We start from the raw sequence: 21,607 nt of genomic DNA, 5'->3' as shown, positions 1-21,607 counted from the left end.
TTTTTTATTTCAGGGGCAGGATGACTATCATCCGGGTTCCGCCGGTGTAGTCCGGGTCGATGAAAATAGACCCCGAGAGCCTGCGGATAATGATTTTACTCAGGTAAAGTCCCAGGCCGCCGCCCTTCTTGTAGAGGAGTTCCCCCGGCAAAACAGTTTTGAAGCAGAGCCAGTAAAAAAATCGCCGGCAGAAGGATGTGACGCATTTTGTTCGCAGTAGCCTAAATTGCTTGTAAATATACTGCTTTTCGGCAGCAAAACAAAAAAAAGGAGAATTTCGGCAGAAATTCTCCTTTAACGGTGGGAAACTTGTTTTTATAGATGGATTGCAGCTCCCAGGGCGGCTTCGGCAGCCTCCATGACGCCTTCGTTCATCGTCGGATGGGCGTGGATCGTGCGGGCTAGCTGGTGGGCCGTAGCGCCTAAGGCGCGGGCCAGCGTCGGTTCGGCCAGCATTTCGGTAACCGATGCGCCGACCATGTGTGCACCCAGCAGACGGTCCTCTTCGTCGAAGAGCAGTTTGACGAATCCGTCGCGGTCGCCGGCGGCCGTCGCCTTGCCCGATGCGGTGAAGGGGAAACGCCCTGCTTTGTAGGCGATGCCGCGCTCCTGCGCCTGTTGCTCGGTCATGCCGACCGACGCCACTTCGGGCTGCGTGAAGATGCACGACGGGATGGTCGAATAGTCCACTGGGGCTGGGTTGAGACCGCAGATGTTTTCCACGCAGCAAATGGCTTCGGCCGAGGCTACGTGGGCCAGCGCCGGACCCGGCACGATGTCGCCGATGGCGTAGACGCCCGGGACGTTGGTGCGGTAGAACCGGTCCACGAGGACTTTGTCGCGTTCGACGGCGACGCCCGCTGCTTCGAGCCCGATGTTTTCGATGTTGGATTTGATGCCCACGGCCGACAACACGATTTCCGCCTTGAGCGTTTCCGTGCCTTTCTTGCCTTCCGTCTCTACTTCGCAGATTCCTTCGGCATTGATTTTCACGGCTTTTACAGTGGTCGATGTGAGTACCTGCGCACGCAGCTTGCGGAACGCGCGTTCCATGGTCTTCGACACCTCCTCGTCCTCGAGCGGCATCATGCGGGACATGTATTCGATGACGGTGACTTTGACACCCAGTGCGGCATAGAACCAGGCGAACTCGCTGCCGATGGCTCCCGAACCCACTACGATCATCGATTCGGGCAGCCGGCTGAGCGTCAGCGCCTGCCGCGAGGAGATCACGCGCGCTCCGTCGATGGGCATGAACGGCATTTCGCGGGGACGCGCCCCTGTGGCGAGGATGATGTGGTCGGCCTCGTATTCCGTTCCGTCCACGTCGAGTTTCCCCGGGGCCGTGAGGCGTCCGAATCCGGCGATCAGGTCGATTTCGTTCTTTTTCAGCAGGAACAGCACGCCTTTCGACATGGTTTCGGCCACACCGCGCGAACGTGCCACGATGGCTTCGAGGTCGGGTTTCACTTCGCCTGCAAATTTCAGCCCGTAGTGCTCTGCGTTTTTGCAGTAGCCGTATACCTGTGCGCTTTTGAGCAGGGCTTTGGTCGGGATGCAGCCCCAGTTGAGGCAGACGCCTCCCGGTTCCGAACGCTCCACGAGCGCCACCTTTTTACCTAACTGCGCAGCGCGTATCGCCGCTACATAACCGCCCGGGCCGCTGCCCACGATGATGATGTCGTATTTCATAACGAATTGTCTATATGTCGCGCAACAAACCTTTATTCCTTGATTACACGCAGGGTCTCGCCGTTGTCGGCCGCCACGGCGCGCTTCCACTTCTCGTTGTAACCCGGGAACTGGATTTTATCGGGAATCTGCTTGCCGTTGCCGTTGTCCACGAAGTGCGCCGGACCGCCTTCGCCGTCGAGGAACGACAGCACGTCGCCGTGTTCGCTCTTCACGTTGCCGTCGACGTATTTCACCAGCAGGTAGCCGTTGAGTTTCTGCCAGCGGTCGAAAAGCTGCTGTGCCGTCTCCACGCTCAGCTGCGTGAGGTAGTTGCGCCGCGCCGCGGGCGACATCCGGCCCACCCGGGCGTTGACCTGCTGTACGTTCTCCAGCATCTCGTTTTCCCATTTGTCCACGACTTTGCGGATGTCGGCCGCGATCATGTCGTAGCGCATGTAGGCGAAGTTGGTCGTGCGGTTGAAGAGCCAGAACGCCGACGTAGGCGAATATTCCAGCATCGAGCCGTTGCCCTCGCGGAAACACTCGGGAACCTCCTGCGCCGAGCAGAAGATCGGCGTCAGGCACGAGGTCGCCGCGTCGTCCACGCCGAACCAGAGGATGCCCATGTCGTCCGTTACACCGGGCCGGGCCTGCGCCACGAACCAGAATCCGGTCTGCTGGGTGGCCGTAGCCCGCTCGTTGACATATTTCACGCCGTCCACCTCGAACTCCATCGGCCGCCAGCGGTAGGGGCAGTTGTGGCCTCCCGCGCCGATGTCGGTGGTCATGTCCATCGGGGTTCCCTCGTAGTGGTCGCGCATGCAGTCGAAGACCGTTTTAGGCGATACTTTTGCGCGGGGTTTCACCCACAGCGGCATGCGGTTTTCCTTGTTGTGGCCCATCGCATAGTCGACATATTGATCCATGTCGTCGGCCACCGTGCGGAAGAAGGCCCACACGCGGGCTTCGCAGGCGCGCAGTGCGCCGAAATCGAGCGGTGCGTAGGCGTCGCAGAAGCTGAAATCGGCGTCCGGGCCGTCGTAGTAGCCCATCTCACGGGCGAACGAAACCACGTCCGGGGAGTAGAGGCAGTTTTCGGGATCGTCCTTCGGGAAGGTGGTGATGCGGGCCTGGTTGGCGTGTGCCGAAACATAGCCGTCGGGAATACGGCGTGCCACCCAGACAATGCCCTTGCGGGTGTTTTCACCCTTGGCGTCGAGTTTGCAGCCTTTGCCGATGAGCTCCATGATCCACGCTTCGTCGGGGTCGGCGATCGAGAACGATTCGCCGCTCGAAGCATAGCCGTAGGTGTTGGCCAGTTCGGCGATCACGCCGATGGCCTCGCGGGCTGTTTTGGCTCGCTGGAGCGTGATGTAGATCAGCGATCCGTAGTCCATGCGGCCTGTCGAATCCTCCAGTTCACGGCGTCCTCCGTAGGTCGTTTCGCCGATGATGAGCGAATGCTCGTTCATATTGCCGATGGTCGAATAGGTCTCCTTCACCTGCGGGATGTCCGTGAGGTAGCGGCCCGTGTCCCATTCGTAAACGGGAAGCATCGTTCCGGCCTTGTATTTGCCGGCGGGAGTGTGGTAAAGTGCGCCGTAGAGCGCGTGGGAATCCGCCGCGTAGGTGACCATCACCGAACCGTCGGTCGAAGCTCCTTTGGTGACGATGAAATTGGTGCAGGCCGATGCCGCGCCGTATGCCAGTACGCCAGTCGCTGCAAGAATCAATCGGAGTTTTTTCATTGTTTTTCAGGTTTTGACACCAAAGATAATAAAAAAGTCGGATGGGTGCAAACCCGAATTGCATACGGCCGGGCAAAACCTTTCCGGCTGCTAAAAGCGTCGTTACGGCGTCAAAGATCGGAACCTATTCGGAAACAGTAAAAAAACGCTATATTTGTAATTGGATACGAAGGTCTCGTATCCCGGATTTACCCCCCCCCGGTGTGGAGGTAAGAAATTGTTTATCAGACTATTCGTATGAAGAAATCTTTGCTGTTGCTGCTTTTCGGGACGATTCTGTGCGCCTGCGCCGACAAGAACGAGCGCCTCGTCTTCGTGACCGACATCGTCATGCCGTCCCAATCGCAGGTCTTTACACCGGGGGACGAAGTGACTGTCTCGGCCCGGGGGTTCGAGGCCGACGACCGGATCATGTTCGAGGTTTACTGGGAGGAGGGAGCCGAATCGTTCGCCCCGAACGGTTCAGCCAGAGGCGTGTGGGGCGTTATAACTTCGCGCACGGCTGCGAGCATCACGTTCCTGGCCCCGGGGCACTACCCTGCTTCGACGGTCCGGGTGCTGTTGTTCCGCGGAGGCCGGATGATGGCGTTGGGTAAAATCCGTGTTGCCGACGGACTCCCGAAGGCCGCGGCGCTCTATGGTATTTCGGCAGTCGATACCGACGAAACCCTGATCGACCGCATTGACCCGGCGACGGGTGTGCAAACGCGGGTCAAAACGCTCGGCGTCGGGCAGGGGCTCGCCTGCACGGTGGGCATTCCCGGCTCGGGTTGGATTTTCGGCGTTTACTCCGGTTCGATGGTCGGCGTCGACCTCACGATGCGCTATTGGAACGATTTCGGGTTCGGGGATTGCCTGTTTGCCGGGCAGGTATCCGACTCCGCCCTCGGTTTCCTGGGCTACGACGGAGAACGCCTGATGCTGACCATGCAGACCGCGACGCGCAGCTATTCCCCTTCGCCGGTTCTATGGACGCTGCCCGAAGAGGTCGTGCGTACGATCGTCGGGCGGCCGTTTGTCCGGGTCGAATCCAGGTTGCTGCTGGCGCTACGCAATGCCGACGGGACCTGCGCTCCGCTGGTGTTGGCGGTTTACGGCGGAGCGGGGGCGGGCGAGGCCGTCGAGGCCGATGCGATGATTCCTTTCTGGACGGTGGCTGCTTCGGCGGCCGAACCGGAGAAATTGGTCCAGGTCGGGGGCTATGCCGTTTCGGCGGAGGGTAAAACGCAGTTGCGGCTGTTCGATACCGCCGGGGACGGCCTTTTCGGTGAAACGCTGGCCGAAGTCCCGGGTACGGTGCTTTCGGTAACGGAGTACGCTCCCGATGAAAATACACTGGAGATTTACCTGCTTTGCGAGACAGGCGGCCAGCGGCGGATTCATGTTTACGATGCGCTGAAGAAGACGCAGCGGACGCTTCCCGGAGCGTTCGGCTGCTCGGAAATCGTCCTGGCGAAATAGCGATTTTTCCCGGGCCTGTTTCGTGTTGTACGAATTTTGCGTATTTTTACCGGGAAAACAGAGAAACTTATGTCGTCAATAGCTTGTCAACTGTCGTTCGTGCGGCAAACGCTGCCTGAAGATGTCACGCTGGTCGCCGTGTCGAAAACCCATCCCGCGGAGATGATCCGCGAGGCCTACGATGCCGGTCACCGCATTTTCGGCGAAAGCCGTCCGCAGGAACTGCGCGAAAAATACGAAGCCCTGCCCAAGGATATCGAGTGGCATATGATCGGCCACCTGCAGACCAACAAGATCAAATACATCGCACCGTTCGTTGCACTGATCCATTCGGTCGACAGCGCGCGGCTGGCTGAAGCCATCCAGCGGGAGGCGGCCAAGTGTGGGCGGACGCTCGAAATCCTTTTGGAAATCCATGTCGCCGAGGAGGAGACCAAAACGGGTTGGGACATGGCCGAACTGATGCAGTACGTCCGTACGGCGCCGTTTGCGCAGATGCCCGATATCTGCGTGCGCGGTGTGATGGGCATCGCCACCAATACCGATGACGGCGAAGCGATAAGCCGCGATTTCAAGGAGTTGAAGCGCTGTTTCGACCTGCTGCAACCCTACTTCGGGCCCCGGTTCAACACCCTCTCGATGGGCATGTCGCACGACTACCCGCTGGCCGTCGAGTGCGGTTCGACGATGGTGCGTGTCGGCTCGCTGATTTTCGGCGATCGGGATTATTCGAAATAGGTATTTGGCCAGATGCCCGGTTGCGATGCGGCAAGCCCCCTCCCCGGAGGGGATTTAGGAGAAGGCCGGCCTTGTAAACGGCGCCGAAGGCGGCCAGTGACCGGCAGGAACGGAGAAACTCTGAAAAATAAACTAAATCTTACAGATATGCATATCGGTTTTATCGGATTCGGAAATATGGCGCAGGCCATGGCCGGCGGATTTGTCCGCTCGGGGGCTGTGCAGCCCGGGGATATCGGCGCATGCGCGCGCGACCGTGCGAAATTGCAGCGTAATACGGAACCGCAGGGTTTCCGTGCTTTCGACGATGCTGCGGCGGTCGCCGGGTTTGCCGACGTGGTGATCGTCGCCGTAAAGCCCTACCAGGTCGAAGCGGTGCTTGCGCCCGTTAAGGATTTGCTGGCCGGAAAAATCGTTGTTTCGGTAGCCGCCGGCGTTACTTTCGACGACTACGAACGTGTACTCGCTCCCGGCACACGCCATCTGAGTACGATTCCCAATACGCCGGTTTCGGTCTGCGAAGGCATCGTCGTCTGCGAACGCCGCCATTCGCTTTCGGATGCGGAGTGGCAGGAGGTGAAGGCGTTGTTGTCGAAAATCGGTCTCGTGCTGCAAATGGATACCGCCCTGCTCAACATTTCGAGTGCCGTCTGCGGCTGTGGCCCGGCGTTTGTCGCCATGTTCATCGAGGCGCTCGGGGATGCAGGCGTCAAACACGGCATTCCCCGCGCCGACGCTTACCGCATGGCAAGCCAGATGATCGTCGGGACCGGAAAACTTCAGCTTGCAACGGGACTGCATCCCGGGGCGATGAAGGACGCGGTCTGCTCGCCCGGCGGTACGACGATCGTGGGTGTTGCCGAACTGGAACGCAAGGGCTTCCGTGGTGCGGTGATCGACGCTGTCGACGCCATTCAGAACAAAAAATAACAGGGGCGCAGGTTTGGCCGTTCTCCGGCTACTTCGTCCCCGGGTGTTATCAGAAAGCGCCGGACTTTTCGAAAAGTCCGGCGCTTTCTGTTGAGGCCGAGGATTCGTCCTATCGTACCCGCAGGCTTTTGCCCAGCCGCAGGATCGTGGTCGACTTGATTCCGTTCAGGCGGCAGATGTTCGTCACTGTCGTGCCGTAACGGCGGGCAATGGCGCCCAGCGTGTCGCCCGACTTGATGCGGTGGTACTGCATGGCGGCTTTTTCGGCGGCCTCCTTCTTGTCCAGCTCCTCGTTGGCGATCTCGTCGTCGAAGTCCTGTCCGGCGTTGGAGTAGATGCTGAAGAACGATTTTTTGAGCAGGAACGTTTCGCGGCTCAGCGTTCCGTTCTTGAAGTCGATCAGGCGTTCGGGGTCGAACGACTGCCCGTAATAGCGGGTTTCGAAGTGGAGATGCGGACCCGTCGAACGTCCCGTCGAACCGCCCAGGCCGATGATCTGTCCCGCCTCGACCCATTGGTCGGGTTCGACCATGCGTTCCGACAGGTGGCCGTAGTAGGTTTCCAGCCCGTTGTCGTGGCGGATGATCACCAGGTTGCCGTAACCGCCCTTGTTGTATTCCGAGATGCGCACACGGCCGCAGAAAGTGGCGTAAACCGGATCGCCCATCTTGAGCGGCAGGTCGACGCCCTGGTGCTGGCGCCTGCGGCGCGGACCGTATTTGCCGCGCGGATGCACCGAGCCCTGATAGGGGCAGTGGTAGCTGGTCAGCGAATCCACGAGGTCGATGACCACCGATTTGGGCATGCCCGACATGTCGACATCCTTGTACGGGAAGAGCGTCGTCGTGTCCCAGTATTTTTCGAAGATCGTGCTGTCCTTGGCCACCTCGCGGTTGAGGACATATTTCCAGGAGTTGTTGCTGTAAAGGATCACCTGCACGGCGTCGTTCTCGGTCGAGAGGGTGTCGATCACCGTGAGCCCGTTGGTATCGAAGATGGATTCGATCTCCTTGGGCTGTAAACGCAGGCGCAGGGCTGCGACGGAATCCGCTGCGGCCTGCTCCGGGTCGACGACTGCGGCGGGAACGGGTTCTGCGGCTTCGGTTTTCCCGGCGCTTTGATCGGCGATGTAGAGGATGCTTTGCAGCGAGTCGATCAGTGCAGCCTGGCGGGACGCAACCGAGCGGAGCGAGTCGGCCGCAGCGATTTCGCTGGGTGTCGCGGCGGGTTGCGTCCGCGTGTTTTTCGGTTTGCGGGCCATCGCGGTAAAAACCAGCGAGAGGGCGATGCCTGTAAGGATGTATTTTTTCATAGTCTCTTGTTGTTGTCTGATCAGTTGTTTCTGCGGATGACGACCGCCGTGACGTTGTCGCCGCCGCCGGCCCTGTTGGCCGCCTCGCCAACGTTATTGTTTGCGCAGTAAATCTTCGGCGGTCTCCAGCGCTTTGTAAAACTCCTCGCCGAAGCGGCGGATAATCGGCTCCCGGAGGGCTTTGTAGACCGGGATGCCCAGCTTGGCGCCGCATTTCCGGGCGGGTGCGCACACCGACCAGCGGTGGTAGTTAAGCCCCACCGTACCGTTCGAAAAACGCATCACGCGTATGGGATAGAGGTGGCACGAAATCGGTTTGCGGAAGGCGGTCTTACCCTCCATCCACGCCTTCTCGACGGCGCAGAGCGTTATTCCGTTCTCTTCGTAGGTGTAGGCGCATTCGGCGTCGCCGACGAGCGGTGTTGTCAAATCGCCGTCTTCGTCGATAACCATGAATCCCTGCCGTTCGACGGCCTCGATGCCTTCGGGCGTCATGTAGGGCTTGTAAGCCGGATATTCGCGTTCGAGTATCTCGACCTCTTCGGCTTCGAGCGGCGCCCCGGCGTTGCCTTCGACGCAACAGATTCCTTTGCATTGCGCGATGTCGCAGGCGAAACACTCGCGCAGCAGGTCGGCGCTTACGATTTTATCGTCGATCTCAATCATTTGCGGCACGTGTCAGCGATGATGATGTCATACAATTCCCCGAGCGACATACCCATTTCGCGGGCCTGCTTGGGGACGATGCTGCCCCCGCTCATGCCGGGAATCGAGTTCAACTCGATGAAATAGGGCTTTCCCGAAGGGGTTACGATGAAATCGACCCTTACGACTCCCGAGCAGCGGCAGGTCCGGTAGGCTTCGCGTGTCATGCGGTTCAGTTCGGCCTTTACTTCGGGCGTGATGTCCGCAGGGGTGATTTCGTCGGAATATCCGGCGGTATACTTGGCCTGGTAATCGAAAAAGTCTTTCTTGGAAACGATTTCCGTGATCGGGAAAACATACTCCTTTCCTCCGGCGATCAGCATGCCGCAACCCATTTCGCGCCCCGTGATGCACTCTTCGACGAGGATTTCATCGCCCTGCGCGAATGCCGCGTCGACGGCCGCGGTGAACTCCTCCGGGGCGTGCACTTTCGTCACGCCGAACGACGAGCCGTTGGCATTGGGTTTCACGAACAGGGGCATGCCCAGTTCTGCGACGATCTTTTCCGTATCGAATGCTTCGCCGCGCCGCAGGAACACCTCGCGGGCGAGGTTGACGCGCCCTGCGAGCGTCCGTTTGGTGGTGATCTTGTCGAACGTGATGACCGACGAGGTCATCGAGCACGACGAATAGGGAACGCCCATCATGTCGAGGTATCCTTGTAACTTGCCGTCCTCGCCGGGCGTGCCGTGGATGATGATCAGCGCATAGTCGAACACCTTGTGTGCGCCGTCTATCGTAATCGAAAAGTCGTTCTTGTCTACCTGCCACATGCGGCCGTCGGGCGCCGTATAATGCCAGTCGCGGTGATGGAGGTCGATGACCGTGATGTCGTATTTCGTGTGGTCGAGAGCCGCTTCGATCTGGGCGGCGCTCTGGAGGGCTATTTCCCGTTCGGGCGAGTCTCCGCCCGCCAGGAGGGCTATCTTCAGGCGTGTCATTCTGTTCTATTTCAGGGATTGTAGATGTCTTTGTATCGGAATTCGAGTATCTCCTGCACCATTTGGGCGAACTGCTGCGCTTCGACGTGTTCTGCATCGATACGCAGCACGCTGTTGAAGTCGTTGAGGGCCGGGCCCCACTCCCCCATCCGGTAATGGAGTTTTCCGCGCTCGATGTAGAGCGCCGTGTTCTCCGGATCGGCTGCGAGTTGTGCCGTGAGGGTCATAATGCGCACCGCGGGGCTCCATAGCCCTTTGCGGCGGATATAGGCGGCGACGCCTTCGTCGAGCATTCCGCCGATGTCTTCGCCCCGCCCGATCCGTTCGCGAACGTCGGTCGAAGAAAAATCCTGCAACGGAGCGTTTTCGAGCACCGTGATACGGCCTTCGAACCCGGCGGCGGGCTCGCCGCGGCGCGGGTAGACGTAAACGGGATATTCGAGGATTTTTTCATACTCTTTCCAGCCGTCGAGCCGTGCGATCTGGTCGCTGCCCATCAGGATCGAAAATTGCATCTCCGACCCGAAGTTTTGCTGGAGGTAACGCAGGGTATCTATTGTGTATGAGGGCTTCGGGAGCAGAAACTCTATGGCCGAAGGTTTGATTTTGTCCGGGTATTCCGAGGCTGCACAGGCGATCTCGGCCATCTCGAAACGGTCCATTTCGGGAGCCAGTTCCGCGGCCTCCTTGTAGGGACTCCGGGGTGAAACGACAAGCACGACCTCGTCGCAAAGCTCCTGCGTGACGGCATATTCCGCCAGCGCGATGTGGCCTTTGTGCACGGGGTTGAACGACCCGAAGTAAAGCATGACGCGTTTCATCCTACCGCATAATGAATTGGTCGAGGACGTTGCATGTGCCGCATACGGCGTCGTCAAGGCAGTCGTTGACGATCACGTGGTCGAATTCCGGGGCCTTCGTCAGTTCGAACTCGGCTTTGGCCACGCGGCGGTCGATCACCTCCGGGGCGTCCGTGCCGCGGGCAACGAGCCTGCGGCGCAGTTCCTCGACCGAGGGCGGCATGATGAACATCGAGCAGGCGTCGTCGCCGAAAATACGCTTGAGGTTGATGCCGCCGATCACGTCGACATCGAAGACGATCACGTGGCCCTTGGACCAGATGCGTTCCACTTCGCTGCGCAGCGTTCCGTAACAGGTTCCCTTGTAAACCTCCTCCCACTCTACGAAGCGATTTTCGGCCACGGCCTTCATGAACTCTTCGTGCGAAAAGAAGTAGTAATCCACTCCGTCGCGTTCCTGGCCGCGGGGTGCGCGGCTGGTCGCCGAAATGGAAAATTCGAGCTGCGGATAGCGTTCCAGCAACTGGCGGACGATAGTGGTCTTGCCCGACCCGCTCGGGGCTGAAAATATGATTACCTTACCCATTGCGAATGTGTTGTTCCGCATCGGCGCCAGGTCTCCCGGCTTGCCGCAAAGCGGCATTAAGTCCCCTCCGAGGAGGGGATTTAGGGGAGGGTCAGACTTGCATACACGGCTGAAAGCCGTGAGTACGGCCGGCCGGGCTGCTTTTCGATGCGAACGGTTATATGCTTTATAATATGTTCAGTACCTGTTCCTTGATCTTCTCCAGCTCGTCCTTCATCTTGACGACGAGGATCTGGATGTTCGGTTCGTTGGCCTTCGATCCCATGGTGTTGATTTCGCGGCCCATTTCCTGGGCGATGAAACCCAGTTTGCGGCCGGCGCCCTCCTCGGCGGAGGCGACTTCGCGGAAGTAGTTGCAGTGGTTGGTGAGGCGTACTTTCTCCTCGGTGATGTCGAGTTTTTCGAGGTAGAAAATCATCTCCTGCTCCAGCCGGTTGCGGTCCACGTCGACGGCCAGTTTCGAAAGGTTGTCCAGAATACGGGCCTTGACCGTTTCGGTACGGGCCTTCTCGAACGGTACGACCTCTTCCTTGTATTGCTCGATCAGTTCCACGCGGCGCAGCAGGTCGGCGATCAGGATGGCGCCCTCCTGCGCGCGGAAAGCATCCAGCTGGGCTGCGGCGGCCTCCACGGCTGCAATCAGCGCGGCATGCTCCTCTTCGGGAATGGCCTCGGCTTCGGTGGCCACCACGTCCGGAAGGCGCATGATCACCGGAACGATGGCGTCGTAGTCGGCGTCGATGCCCGAGAACGCCAGCGTGTCGGTCATCTGGCGGAGGTATTCGCGGAATACTTCGCGGTTGATGCGGGCCGACGTTTCGACGGCCTGGGACTCGACGTTGACGAAAACGTCGACCTTGCCCCGCTGGATCGTGCGGGCAATGACGTTGCGGATTTCGTATTCCGACTGGCGGTAAACGGCCGGGAGCCGCAGCCCGAGATCCAGCTGCTTGGAGTTCAGGGAGCGGATTTCGACCGAAATTTTCTTATTCTGGAGTGTGGCTTCGCTTTTGCCGAAGCCGGTCATGGATTTTACCATAGACGATGATCTTAAGTTTCGGCAAAGGTAGCGCTGGCTGCCCGGGCCGGGGTTTATTCCCGGCAAAATTAATAAAAACTATCCAAAAATAGACGTATTATTGGCGGCGAGTGAAATTTATTTGGCTATCTTTGTAATTATAAAATTTTTTTAATTATATTTGTGTTAGTAAACTAACAGTTAGGAGTTAGATCATTCAAATCACATACGAAATTATTATGAAAAAGCACAATTTCAATGCGGGACCTTCCATTCTGGCGGACGAGGTCATCGAAAATGCAGCCAAGGCAATTCTCGATTTCAACGGATCGGGTCTTTCGCTGCTTTCGATCTCGCACCGGACGAAGGATTTCGAGGACGTGATGGCCGAGGCCGACGCCCTTTTCCGCGAGTTGCTCCACATTCCCGACAACTACAAGATCATCTATCTGGGCGGCGGTGCTAGTACCTATTTCTTTGAGATTCCCGCTAACTTCCTGGGTAAGAAGGCCGGTTATGTGAATACGGGTGTCTGGGCGAAGAAGGCCATCAAGGAGGCGAAACGTTACGGCGAAGTTGAAGTGCTGGCTTCGTCCGAGGATAAGAACTTTACCTATATTCCCAAGGGTTTCGCGATTCCGGCCGATCTGGATTATCTGCATATTACCTCTAATAATACGATCTACGGTACGGAGTACCACGAGGACCTCTCGTCGCCCGTACCCCTGATCGCCGACATGTCGTCCGACATCCTTTCGCGTCCGCTCGACGTTTCGAAATACGCCATGATCTACGGCGGCGCGCAGAAGAACCTGGCTCCTGCCGGCGTGGCGTTCGCCATCATCCGCGAGGACATGCTCGACAAGATCGTGCGCGACCTGCCGACGATGATGTCGTTCCGTACCCATGTCGACAACGACTCGATGTTCAATACGCCTCCCGTGTTCCCGATCTTCGTGCTCAAGGAGACCCTCAAGTGGCTCAAGTCGATCGGCGGCGTTCCGGAAATTTACCGCCGCAACAAGGAGAAGGCCGCCCTGCTTTACGACGAAATCGACCGCAACCCGTTGTTCCGCGGTACGGCCGTGAAGGAGGACCGCTCGCTGATGAACATCTGCTTCGTGATGGCCGAGGGTTACGAAGGCCTGGCCGACGAGTTCATGGCTTTTGCCAAGGGCCGCGGCATGGTCGGCATCAAGGGCCACCGTCTGGTAGGCGGTTTCCGCGCTTCGTGCTACAACGCCCTCCCGAAGGAGAGCGTCGAGGCGTTGGTGGCCTGCATGCAGGAGTTCGCCCAGACGCATAAGAAATAATTTATGTGTCCGACGATCGTCCCGTTTATGCGGGAGACAAAAAAAGAACAGGATATTTATTTCACGTCATTGATCGAAACTATGAAAATACTGGTTGCAACGGAGAAACCCTTCGCCAAAAAGGCCGTGGACGGAATCCGTAAGATCGTGGAGGACGCCGGATACGAACTGGCGCTGCTCGAAAAATATACCGACAAGAGCCAACTGCTCGAAGCCGTAGCCGATGTGGACGCGCTGATTATCCGCAGCGACAAGGTGACTGCCGAGGTCATTGCAGCGGCTAAAAACCTCAAGATCGTGGTACGTGCCGGTGCGGGGTATGACAACGTGGACCTCGCAGCCGCTTCGGCGCGGGGCATCGTGGTGATGAACACCCCGGGACAGAACTCCAACGCTGTCGCTGAGCTGGCGCTGGCCATGATGGTCTACATGTCGCGCAACCGCTTTACCCCGGGTACGGGTTCCGAAATCCAGGGCAAGACCCTCGGCATCCACGCCTACGGCAATGTCGGCAAGCTGGTAGGCCGCAAGGGAAAGGCGCTCGGCATGAATGTTGTCGCTTTCGATCCGTTCATCACCGACGATGCGGTTTTCGAAGCCGACGGCGTGAAGAAGGTGGCGACGGTCGAGGAACTGTACAAGGTTTCCGACTTTCTTTCGCTGCACATTCCCGCCACGGCCGAGACCAAAGGCTCGATCGGGTACGATCTGCTGATGTCGATGCCCAAGGGTGCGACGCTGGTGAATACTGCCCGTAAGGAGGTGATCGACGAAGCGGGTGTAGTGCGTGCCATGACCGAACGCGAGGACCTGAAATACATCACCGACATCGCCGCCGGCAATCAGGCCGAGCTGGACGAGAAGTTCGGCAAGCGGGTTTTCGCTACGGCGAAGAAGATGGGCGCCGAGACCGCCGAGGCCAATATCAACGCGGGTCTTGCGGCAGCCAGCCAGATCGTGGATTTCCTGAAAAACGGCAACACCCGTTTCCAGGTCAACAAATAGTCGATAATCTATGAAAGAAGGCGGGTGCGGAAACGCCCGCCTTTTTTACTTAAAACGATAACTATATGGTACGTATCAAACCTTTCCGCGCAGTCCGTCCCCCGAAGGAGCACGCTCCTGAGGTGGCTTCGCGCCCTTACGATGTGCTTAACTCCGCCGAGGCGAAATCCGAGGCCACGGAGCGTTCGCTGCTGCACATCATCAAACCCGAGATCGACTTCGAGCCTATCGCCGACGAGCATTCGCAGCCCGTTTACGACAAAGCGGTTGAGAATTTCCGCAAATGGCAGTCCGAAGGCTGGCTTCGCCAGGACCCCGAAGAGTACTATTATATATACGCGCAGACGATGGACGGCCGCACGCAGTACGGCCTTGCGATGTGCTGCCATTTCGAGGATTACCTTTCGGGCGCCATCAAGAAGCACGAACTGACGCGTCCCGACAAGGAGGAGGACCGCATGATCCACGTGCGCAACCAGAAAGCCAATATCGAACCGGTGTTCTTCGCTTATCCCGACGATGCCGAGATCGACGCCATTGTCGCCGACGTGGTGAAAAACAACGCTCCGGAGTACGATTTCACGGCCGACGACGGCTTCGGACACCAGTTGTGGGTGATCCGCGACAAGAAGACCAACGACCGCATTACGGAGATTTTTGCGGGCATTCCGGCGCTCTATGTTGCCGACGGACATCACCGCACGGCCGCCGCTGCGCGTGTGGGACAGGAGTGCCGCGCCAATAATCCGGGGCATACGGGTTGTGAGGAGTATTGTTATTTCCTCGCGGTGACCTTCCCGGCCAACCAGCTCCGCATCATCGACTATAACCGCGTGGTGAAGGACCTGAACGGCCTGACGCCCGCCGAACTTCTCGAAAAGCTGAAAGAGTCGTTCACAGTCGAGGATAAAGGCACGGAGGAGTACCGCCCTGTGACCCTGCACAATTTCTCGATGTACCTCGAAGGCCGCTGGTACAGTCTGACAGCCAAGCCGGGGACGTACGACGACGACGACCCGATCGGCGTGCTGGACGTTACGGTGCTGTCGAATCTGGTCCTCGACAAAGTTCTGGACATCAAGGACCTGCGCACCTCGAAACGAATCGACTTCGTGGGCGGAATCCGGGGTCTCGGCGAGTTGAAGCGCCGTGTGGACAGCGGGGAGATGAAGGCGGCGTTCGCCCTCTACCCTGTCTCGATGCAGCAACTGATCAACATCGCCGACACGGGCAACATCATGCCGCCGAAGACTACGTGGTTCGAGCCGAAGCTGCGCTCCGGTGTCGTGATCCATCGTTTTTAATCTTATAGGGGCATTCTCGCGCTTATTTTCATGCGGTGCGAGGGGCGTATGGCCCGGAAATGAAAAAACAAATCGGGGAACCTCAGAGTTCCCCGATTGTTTTTACCACCTTTTTTACATACGTGCCCCGCAGGCGGGGGGCATGAAAGCATTGTCCGCAATCTCTTTGCCGCAGTTTGAACAATACATGCTGCCGTGTGTTTGGCGGGTCTACTCTTGGGGATTTTCGGCTTACAATAACTTTTCCGCGCCGAAAAGCCGGACGTTATGCAAAATTCAGGCTTCCGGATGCGTCGGGATGCGTTTTTTTATATATCTTTATACATAAATTAACCCTCCCCCTTAATTTATCCCGTCATGAAATGGTTCCTCAAATGCCTCGGCCCCGATTATGCGAATTTCGAAGGGCGCGCCCGCCGGAAGGAGTATTGGTATTTCATACTCTTTTCCTTTATTTTACTGGTGGTTGCGAATATTCTGGACATGTTGCTTTTCAGTCCGACTTTCACCCCGATAAAATGGCTTTTATCACTGTATATGCTCGTTCCCCAGCTATCCGTAATGGTGCGCCGTTTGCACGATATCGGTCGCGGCGGCGCCGTTGTGGTATGGTATTATGCGTTGGGCTTCGTTTGGTTTATGGCCCTGTTCTTTATGGGATTTTCGAGTGTGCTGAGTGTTCTGAACAGCGGGGGCAGTTCGCTGCCCGTCGGATTGCTGGTGCTGCTGTGTGGCGGCGGCCTGGTATTTCTGGTTTGGGGCATCGTCTTTCTCGTTTGGTTCTGTACGCCCGGCATGCAGGGCGAAAATAAATACGGTCCCGACCCGAAGGCCGAGTGACGGCCGAACGGTTTTGTATGCAGGGAGTTCGCAGGCCCGGATGCGGATACCCTGCTTCTTGTTTGTCGTTTCTGCCGAAAGAAATGTTGCAATCCGGACGGGTTTTATCCGATTATTTCGTATATTTGTAAGCAACTTATCAATATTAGGACGTTATGGCAAAAATCAAAGGAACAATCGTTGTCGACAAGGAGCGCTGCAAGGGGTGCGGGGTCTGTGTATCCGTGTGTCCGTGCGACGTGCTTGCACTGTCGGCCGAGGTGAACAGCAAGGGCTATCCCGTTTCGTGGATGGCCAATCCCGATGCGTGTACGGGCTGTGCCTCCTGCGCGGTGATTTGTCCGGATAGCTGCATTACGGTTTATCGTCAAAAATTCGAGTAAGCTATGGCAGAGAAGGAAGTGAAACTGATGAAAGGCAACGAAGTGATCGCCCATGCGGCGATTCGCTACGGTTGCGACGGATATTTCGGCTACCCCATTACCCCGCAGTCGGAGGTGATGGAGACATTGATGGAACTCAAACCGTGGGAGACGACGGGTATGGTCGTGCTGCAGGCCGAATCGGAGATCTCTTCGATCAACATGGTCTACGGCGGCGCTTCGAGCGGAAAACGGGTGATGACCTCGTCGTCCAGCCCCGGCATCAGCCTGATGTCGGAGGGGCTGAGCTATTTGGCCGGCGCCGAACTGCCCTGCCTGATCGTCAACGTGCAGCGCGGCGGCCCGGGTCTGGGTACGATCCAGCCTTCGCAGGGCGACTATTTCCAGGCCTGCAAGGGCGGCGGCCACGGCGACTTCCACCTGATCGTATTGGCTCCCAATTCGGTGCAGGAGATGCACGACCATGTGTTCGAGGCTTTCGACCTCGCATTCAAATACCGCAATCCGGCGCTGATCCTCGCCGACGGCGCCATCGGACAGATGATGGAGAAGGTGGTGCTCGCACCCCAGCGTCCGCGCAAGACCGACGAAGAGTTGAAGGCCGAGTGCGGTTCGTGGGCTACGCAGGGCAAACCTGCCGGCCGTCCGCGCAACATCGTGACCTCGCTCGAATTGCAGTCCGAGAAGATGGAGGTCATCAACAAACGCCTTCAGGACAAATACAAGGCGCTCGAAGAGAACGAGGTGCGTTACGAAGCCATCGAGTGCGACGATGCCGATTACGTCATCGTGGCGTTCGGTTCGTCGGCCCGCATCTGCTCGGCGACGGTCGAAATGGCCCGCGCCGAGGGCCTGAAGGTCGGCCTGCTGCGCCCGATCACGCTCTACCCTTTCCCCAAGAAGAAATTGGCCGAACTGGCAGCCCGCGGGGTGAAGGGATTCCTCTCGGCCGAGCTCAATGCCGGGCAGATGGTCGAGGATGTGCGTCTGGCCGTGAACGGCAAGGCTCCCGTCGAGCATTACGGCCGTCAGGGCGGCATGCTGTTCAACCCGGATGAAGTCCTCGAAGCGCTCAAGGAAAAACTGATTAAAAAGTAGAAGACGATGGCAGAGGTTGAAATGAAGAAGGAGAATCTGGTTTACGCAAAACCGAAACTCATTACCGATAATGTCATGCACTATTGCCCCGGTTGCAGCCATGGCACGGTGCATAAACTCATCGCCGAGATCGTCGAGGAGATGGGCCTCGAAGAGAAGACCGTGGGCGTTTCGCCCGTGGGCTGCTCGGTATTCGCCTACAACTATATCGACATCGACTGGATCGAGGCGGCGCACGGCCGTGCGCTGGCCGTGGCTACGGCCGTGAAGCGCTTGTGGCCGAATAACCTGGTATTCACCTACCAGGGCGACGGCGACCTGTCGGCCATCGGCACGGCGGAGTCGATCCATGCGGCGGCGCGCGGCGAGAATGTCGTGGCTATCTATATCAACAATGCGATCTACGGCATGACCGGCGGGCAGATGGCCCCGACGACGCTCGTGGGCATGAAGACCGCGACGACCCCTTATGGCCGCGACCCGCGCCTGAACGGCTATCCCTACAAGATCGCCGAAATGATGGCCCACCTCGACGGTACGACTTACATCACACGCCAGAGCGTGCATACGGCGGCCAACGTACGCAAATGCAAGAAGGCGATCCGCAAGGCGTTCGAAAATTCGATGGCCGGAAACGGTTTCTCGCTCGTGGAGGTCGTCTCGACCTGCAACAGCGGCTGGAAACTTTCGCCCGTGGCTTCGAACGACTGGCTTGCCGAGAACATGCTGCCCTACTATCCGCTGGGCGATATCAAGGACGTAAAAAAAGAGTAAGGCTATGAAAGAGACGTTGATAATTGCAGGATTCGGAGGACAGGGCGTCCTCTCGATGGGAAAAATACTGGCTTACTCGGGCGTGATGCAGGATTTCGAGGTGACGTGGATGCCCTCCTACGGCCCCGAAATGCGCGGCGGCACGGCCAACGTGACGGTGATCCTCTCCGACCGGAAGATTTCGTCGCCCATCGCCCACGAGTTCGACACGGCGATCATTCTGAACCAGCAGTCGATGGAGAAATTCGAGCCGATGGTCAAGCCCGGCGGGATTCTGATTTACGATACGAACGGCATCACGCGGCATCCGGTCCGCAAGGACATCGAGGTCTACGCGATCGACGCTACGGCCGAATGTGCCAGGATGGGCCAGGCCAAGCTGTTCAACACGATGATTCTGGGCGGATACCTCAAGGTGCGCCCGGTGGTCGGGATGGAGAACGTGATGGTAGGCCTGAAAAAGTCGCTTCCCGAACGTGCCTGGAAGATGCTTCCGGCCAACGAAGAAGCCATCCGCCACGGCGGCGAGATTATCCGCAAACGGTAATTTTAGCGATATACCTGAAACCGAAAGGCGTCCTGCGAAGGACGCCTTTTCGTTTTATCGGATGGCCTGAACGTTGTAACGGTCTCTGGCAGAACGTTATCAAATCCGCCGTTTATGTATACGCTTTCGGGTCAGAAGGGAAAAACAGGGGACAACGTACCGATAAATGTCGTATCTTGGAAAATGGAATATTCGGGGCATCAACTTTGCGAGTCCGGATATTAAACTTTTTAAACTCTGATTTATGGAAAAGAACGAACAGCAGATGCCGCGGCTGGGCGAGCCGGTTCCGGCATTCGAAGCGATGACGACGCGCGGGAAGATCAGTTTCCCGGCCGATTACAAAGGCAAATGGGTGATTCTTTTCAGCCATCCTGCCGACTTTACACCGATTTGTACGACCGAAATACTTACGTTCGGAGCCCGCACCGAGGAGTTCCGGGCACTGAACTGCGAGTTGGTCGGCCTTTCGGTAGACAGCCGCAACAGCCATATCGCATGGTTGAAGACCATCCGTGAAAAGATCGAATACAAAGGCATGAAGGGCGTAAAGGTCGCTTTCCCGATTATCGACGACGTTTCGATGAAGGTTGCGTCGCTCTACGGCATGATCCAGCCGGGCGAGAGCCAGACCGCCGCCGTGCGTGCCGTTTTCTTTGTCGACCCGAAGGGCGTCCTGCGGGCGATGATCTACTATCCGCTGGCCCTGGGCCGCAATTTCGACGAAATCAAGCGTGTGCTGGTCGGTTTGCAGACCATCGATGCTTTCGGCATTGCGCTCCCAGCCGACTGGCATCCGGGCGACGAGGTGATCGTACCGATGAAGGGCGACGACGAGGAGCAGGTTCCTGCCGGAGCCAAGTGCTACGACTGGTTCTTCTGCACCAAACCGCTGCCGAAGGAGGAGATCAAACAAAAACTCGGCGAGAAGGTTTAAATCCCTTCGATTGTAAAGCAGCAGAGGCTTCCCGAAGGAAGCCTCTGTTTTTATTCTGTAACGTAAATCCGTATCGGATTGCCGTCGTCTCCGGTTGCGGTCGTCAGGAACCGCCAGCCACATTTCTCGTAAAAATCCGTGAGGTCGGTCACCAGGTAGAGCGCCGGGAATCCCTGTTCCCGCATCTCTTCCCGAATGAAATCGAGCAACTTCCGGGCGAGTCCCCTGCCCCGGCAGGTCTCTTCGACGAAGAGCGCGCACAGATTGGGCGTCAAATCCTTCCGGTCGTGGAAGTCGTTTTCGATAACTCCGGCTCCGGCGACGATCTCCCGTCGTTCGTCCAATACCGCGTACCATTGCGGAATCCCGGTTTTCCGGGCAATGCACTCCCCGATGCTTGCGTGATAAGCCGCTGCGGGGATACCCCATTTGTCGCTGAACCACCGGGCTGCTTTCTCCTGCAATTCGGGATGGTCCCGCAAAGGCTGCGGCCCCATGCTATTTGCGAAAACGGTATTGGAGAACGTCGCGCCATCCCAGGAGCAGCTCGCGCACCGCAAGCCGTTTCTTGCCCGCGATCTGCAACTCGCCGGGGACAATCCATCCGTCGGCGCACGCCACGCGGACAAAGGTCCTCCCGTCGCTCTGGAGCGTGCCGCACGTTTCGCCGTGAGCCGCGGCTTCGAACGCCGCCGAGAAGATTTTGGCGCTCGACGCCTCGTCGCTGCCCTCCCGGTACATTTCGGTCCATGCCGCCGGATAGGGCGACAGCCCGCGGACGAAATTCACGATGTCGCGGCCCGGTTTTTCCCAGTCTATCCGGCAATCCTCCTTGAAGATTTTCGGCGCCGGGCGCAATGTCGCTTCGTCGATATGCTGTTGTTCGATGGGTCGGATGTCTCCCGCCGCAATGCGGTCGACGGTCTCGGTCACCAGCGACGTGCCTGTTGTCATCAGTTTGTCGTAGAGTGTGCCGATATTGTCTTCGGGAAGGATCGGAACCCGGATTTGTCCGATGATACCGCCCTTGTCGATTTCGTGGTTCAGCAGAAACGTCGTGACACCCGTTTCGGTCTCGCCGTTGATAATCGCCCAGTTGATCGGCGCGGCTCCGCGGTACTGCGGCAGCAGCGAGGCGTGGAGGTTGAAGGTTCCCAGCCGCGGCATGGCCCAGATCACCTCGGGCAGCATGCGGAATGCGATCACGATACCCAGGTCGGGTTGCAGCGCCTGCATGGCCTCGACGAACTCCGGGGCTTTGAGCTTTTCGGGCTGCAATACCGGGATTCCCAGTTCCAGAGCGGCGATTTTGACCTCGCTCTGGTGGAGCTTCTGCCCGCGTCCGGCGGGTTTGTCGGGCGATGTGACCACGCCCACGACGTTGTAGCCGCCGGCGATGAGCGCCCGCAGCGACGGCACGGCAAATTCGGGCGTGCCCATAAAGACGATACGAAGGTCCTTGGCTTTATTCATCGAATTTCGTTTTAGACCGG

General features: G+C 58.1%; 23 protein-coding genes. 12 read left to right on the top strand and 11 right to left on the bottom strand.

What is annotated here, in order from left to right; all coding sequences use genetic code 11:
- Positions 1-4: 4 nt before the first annotated feature.
- The 3 genes from KG007_RS00455 to KG007_RS00445 form a co-directional block, all read right to left on the bottom strand.
- On the bottom strand, positions 5-151 hold the full coding sequence (locus tag KG007_RS00455) for an ATP-binding protein (protein ID WP_249413200.1): 147 nt from the start codon (positions 149-151) through the stop codon (positions 5-7).
- Between the two features lie 164 nt (positions 152-315).
- Complete coding sequence (lpdA, locus tag KG007_RS00450) at positions 316-1,692, bottom strand: dihydrolipoyl dehydrogenase (RefSeq protein ID WP_213346824.1); 1,377 nt, start codon at positions 1,690-1,692, stop codon at positions 316-318.
- A 32-nt stretch (positions 1,693-1,724) separates the two neighbouring features.
- On the bottom strand, positions 1,725-3,422 hold the full coding sequence (locus KG007_RS00445) for a dipeptidase (protein ID WP_213346822.1): 1,698 nt from the start codon (positions 3,420-3,422) through the stop codon (positions 1,725-1,727).
- Positions 3,423-3,659: 237 nt separating this feature from the next.
- Between KG007_RS00445 and KG007_RS00440 the strand changes: the two genes are divergently transcribed.
- The 3 genes from KG007_RS00440 (at position 3,660) to proC (ending at position 6,551) form a co-directional block, all read left to right on the top strand.
- Positions 3,660-4,883, top strand: coding sequence for a WD40-like domain containing protein (locus tag KG007_RS00440; RefSeq protein ID WP_213346820.1), 1,224 nt, complete (start codon positions 3,660-3,662; stop codon positions 4,881-4,883).
- Between the two features lie 69 nt (positions 4,884-4,952).
- Positions 4,953-5,621 carry a YggS family pyridoxal phosphate-dependent enzyme gene (locus KG007_RS00435; RefSeq protein ID WP_213346818.1) on the top strand — a complete coding sequence of 223 codons (669 nt, stop codon included), beginning with the start codon at positions 4,953-4,955 and terminating at the stop codon, positions 5,619-5,621.
- Between the two features lie 147 nt (positions 5,622-5,768).
- Complete coding sequence (gene proC, locus KG007_RS00430; protein WP_213346816.1) at positions 5,769-6,551, top strand: pyrroline-5-carboxylate reductase; 783 nt, start codon at positions 5,769-5,771, stop codon at positions 6,549-6,551.
- A 109-nt stretch (positions 6,552-6,660) separates the two neighbouring features.
- On the opposite strand, the gene KG007_RS00425 is transcribed toward proC, so the two are convergent.
- The 6 genes from KG007_RS00425 to KG007_RS00400 form a co-directional block, all read right to left on the bottom strand.
- Entirely contained in the window at positions 6,661-7,863 is a 1,203-nt protein-coding gene (locus KG007_RS00425) for a M23 family metallopeptidase (RefSeq protein WP_195460197.1), read from the bottom strand.
- Positions 7,864-7,956: 93 nt separating this feature from the next.
- Positions 7,957-8,529 (bottom strand): DUF3109 family protein, encoded by a 573-nt coding sequence (locus tag KG007_RS00420; RefSeq protein WP_195460199.1) that lies wholly within the window; start codon positions 8,527-8,529, stop codon positions 7,957-7,959.
- Positions 8,526-9,509: a D-alanine--D-alanine ligase family protein gene (locus KG007_RS00415; protein ID WP_213346814.1), complete on the bottom strand. Its 984-nt coding sequence runs from the start codon at positions 9,507-9,509 to the stop codon at positions 8,526-8,528. The genes KG007_RS00420 and KG007_RS00415 overlap by 4 nt, the downstream gene beginning before the upstream one ends.
- Before the next feature lie 11 nt (positions 9,510-9,520).
- Positions 9,521-10,330 (bottom strand): nicotinate (nicotinamide) nucleotide adenylyltransferase, encoded by an 810-nt coding sequence (nadD, locus tag KG007_RS00410; protein ID WP_213346812.1) that lies wholly within the window; start codon positions 10,328-10,330, stop codon positions 9,521-9,523.
- 1 nt (position 10,331) lies between these two features.
- On the bottom strand, positions 10,332-10,895 hold the full coding sequence (gene gmk / locus KG007_RS00405) for a guanylate kinase (RefSeq protein ID WP_195460204.1): 564 nt from the start codon (positions 10,893-10,895) through the stop codon (positions 10,332-10,334).
- Positions 10,896-11,061: 166 nt separating this feature from the next.
- The gene (locus KG007_RS00400) at positions 11,062-11,922 is read right to left on the bottom strand and encodes a YicC/YloC family endoribonuclease (protein ID WP_213347324.1); all 861 of its coding nucleotides are present in this window, start codon (positions 11,920-11,922) and stop codon (positions 11,062-11,064) included.
- 230 nt (positions 11,923-12,152) lie between these two features.
- Between KG007_RS00400 and serC the strand changes: the two genes are divergently transcribed.
- The 9 genes from serC to KG007_RS00355 all read left to right on the top strand — a co-directional run bounded on the left by serC (position 12,153) and on the right by KG007_RS00355 (position 20,114).
- On the top strand, positions 12,153-13,226 hold the full coding sequence (gene serC / locus KG007_RS00395) for a 3-phosphoserine/phosphohydroxythreonine transaminase (RefSeq protein WP_195460206.1): 1,074 nt from the start codon (positions 12,153-12,155) through the stop codon (positions 13,224-13,226).
- A gap of 81 nt (positions 13,227-13,307) precedes the next feature.
- Positions 13,308-14,231 carry a 3-phosphoglycerate dehydrogenase gene (locus KG007_RS00390; RefSeq protein ID WP_195460208.1) on the top strand — a complete coding sequence of 308 codons (924 nt, stop codon included), beginning with the start codon at positions 13,308-13,310 and terminating at the stop codon, positions 14,229-14,231.
- A gap of 65 nt (positions 14,232-14,296) precedes the next feature.
- Positions 14,297-15,535 carry a DUF1015 domain-containing protein gene (locus KG007_RS00385; RefSeq protein WP_213346810.1) on the top strand — a complete coding sequence of 413 codons (1,239 nt, stop codon included), beginning with the start codon at positions 14,297-14,299 and terminating at the stop codon, positions 15,533-15,535.
- 357 nt (positions 15,536-15,892) lie between these two features.
- The gene (locus KG007_RS00380) at positions 15,893-16,375 is read left to right on the top strand and encodes a DUF805 domain-containing protein (protein ID WP_213346808.1); all 483 of its coding nucleotides are present in this window, start codon (positions 15,893-15,895) and stop codon (positions 16,373-16,375) included.
- A 155-nt stretch (positions 16,376-16,530) separates the two neighbouring features.
- Positions 16,531-16,758 carry a 4Fe-4S dicluster domain-containing protein gene (locus KG007_RS00375; protein WP_195460215.1) on the top strand — a complete coding sequence of 76 codons (228 nt, stop codon included), beginning with the start codon at positions 16,531-16,533 and terminating at the stop codon, positions 16,756-16,758.
- 3 nt (positions 16,759-16,761) lie between these two features.
- Positions 16,762-17,856, top strand: coding sequence for a 3-methyl-2-oxobutanoate dehydrogenase subunit VorB (locus tag KG007_RS00370; protein WP_195460217.1), 1,095 nt, complete (start codon positions 16,762-16,764; stop codon positions 17,854-17,856).
- A gap of 6 nt (positions 17,857-17,862) precedes the next feature.
- Positions 17,863-18,630, top strand: a complete 768-nt coding sequence (locus KG007_RS00365; RefSeq protein ID WP_213346806.1) for a thiamine pyrophosphate-dependent enzyme — start codon at positions 17,863-17,865, stop codon at positions 18,628-18,630.
- A 4-nt stretch (positions 18,631-18,634) separates the two neighbouring features.
- Positions 18,635-19,177, top strand: coding sequence for a 2-oxoacid:acceptor oxidoreductase family protein (locus KG007_RS00360; RefSeq protein WP_195460221.1), 543 nt, complete (start codon positions 18,635-18,637; stop codon positions 19,175-19,177).
- A 244-nt stretch (positions 19,178-19,421) separates the two neighbouring features.
- Entirely contained in the window at positions 19,422-20,114 is a 693-nt protein-coding gene (locus KG007_RS00355; RefSeq protein ID WP_195460223.1) for a peroxiredoxin, read from the top strand.
- A 50-nt stretch (positions 20,115-20,164) separates the two neighbouring features.
- Here KG007_RS00355 and KG007_RS00350 read toward each other — a convergent pair whose 3' ends face one another.
- The gene (locus tag KG007_RS00350) at positions 20,165-20,611 is read right to left on the bottom strand and encodes a GNAT family N-acetyltransferase (protein ID WP_213346804.1); all 447 of its coding nucleotides are present in this window, start codon (positions 20,609-20,611) and stop codon (positions 20,165-20,167) included.
- 1 nt (position 20,612) lies between these two features.
- Entirely contained in the window at positions 20,613-21,587 is a 975-nt protein-coding gene (fmt, locus tag KG007_RS00345) for a methionyl-tRNA formyltransferase (RefSeq protein WP_213346803.1), read from the bottom strand.
- Positions 21,588-21,607 lie beyond the last annotated feature (20 nt).

Origin of the sequence: Alistipes montrealensis (assembly GCF_018362775.1) — a bacterium.
GTDB lineage: Bacteria > Bacteroidota > Bacteroidia > Bacteroidales > Rikenellaceae > Alistipes > Alistipes montrealensis.
The sequence above is the reverse complement of the archived record's forward strand: the minus strand, read 5'-3'. Positions and strand labels throughout refer to the sequence as shown.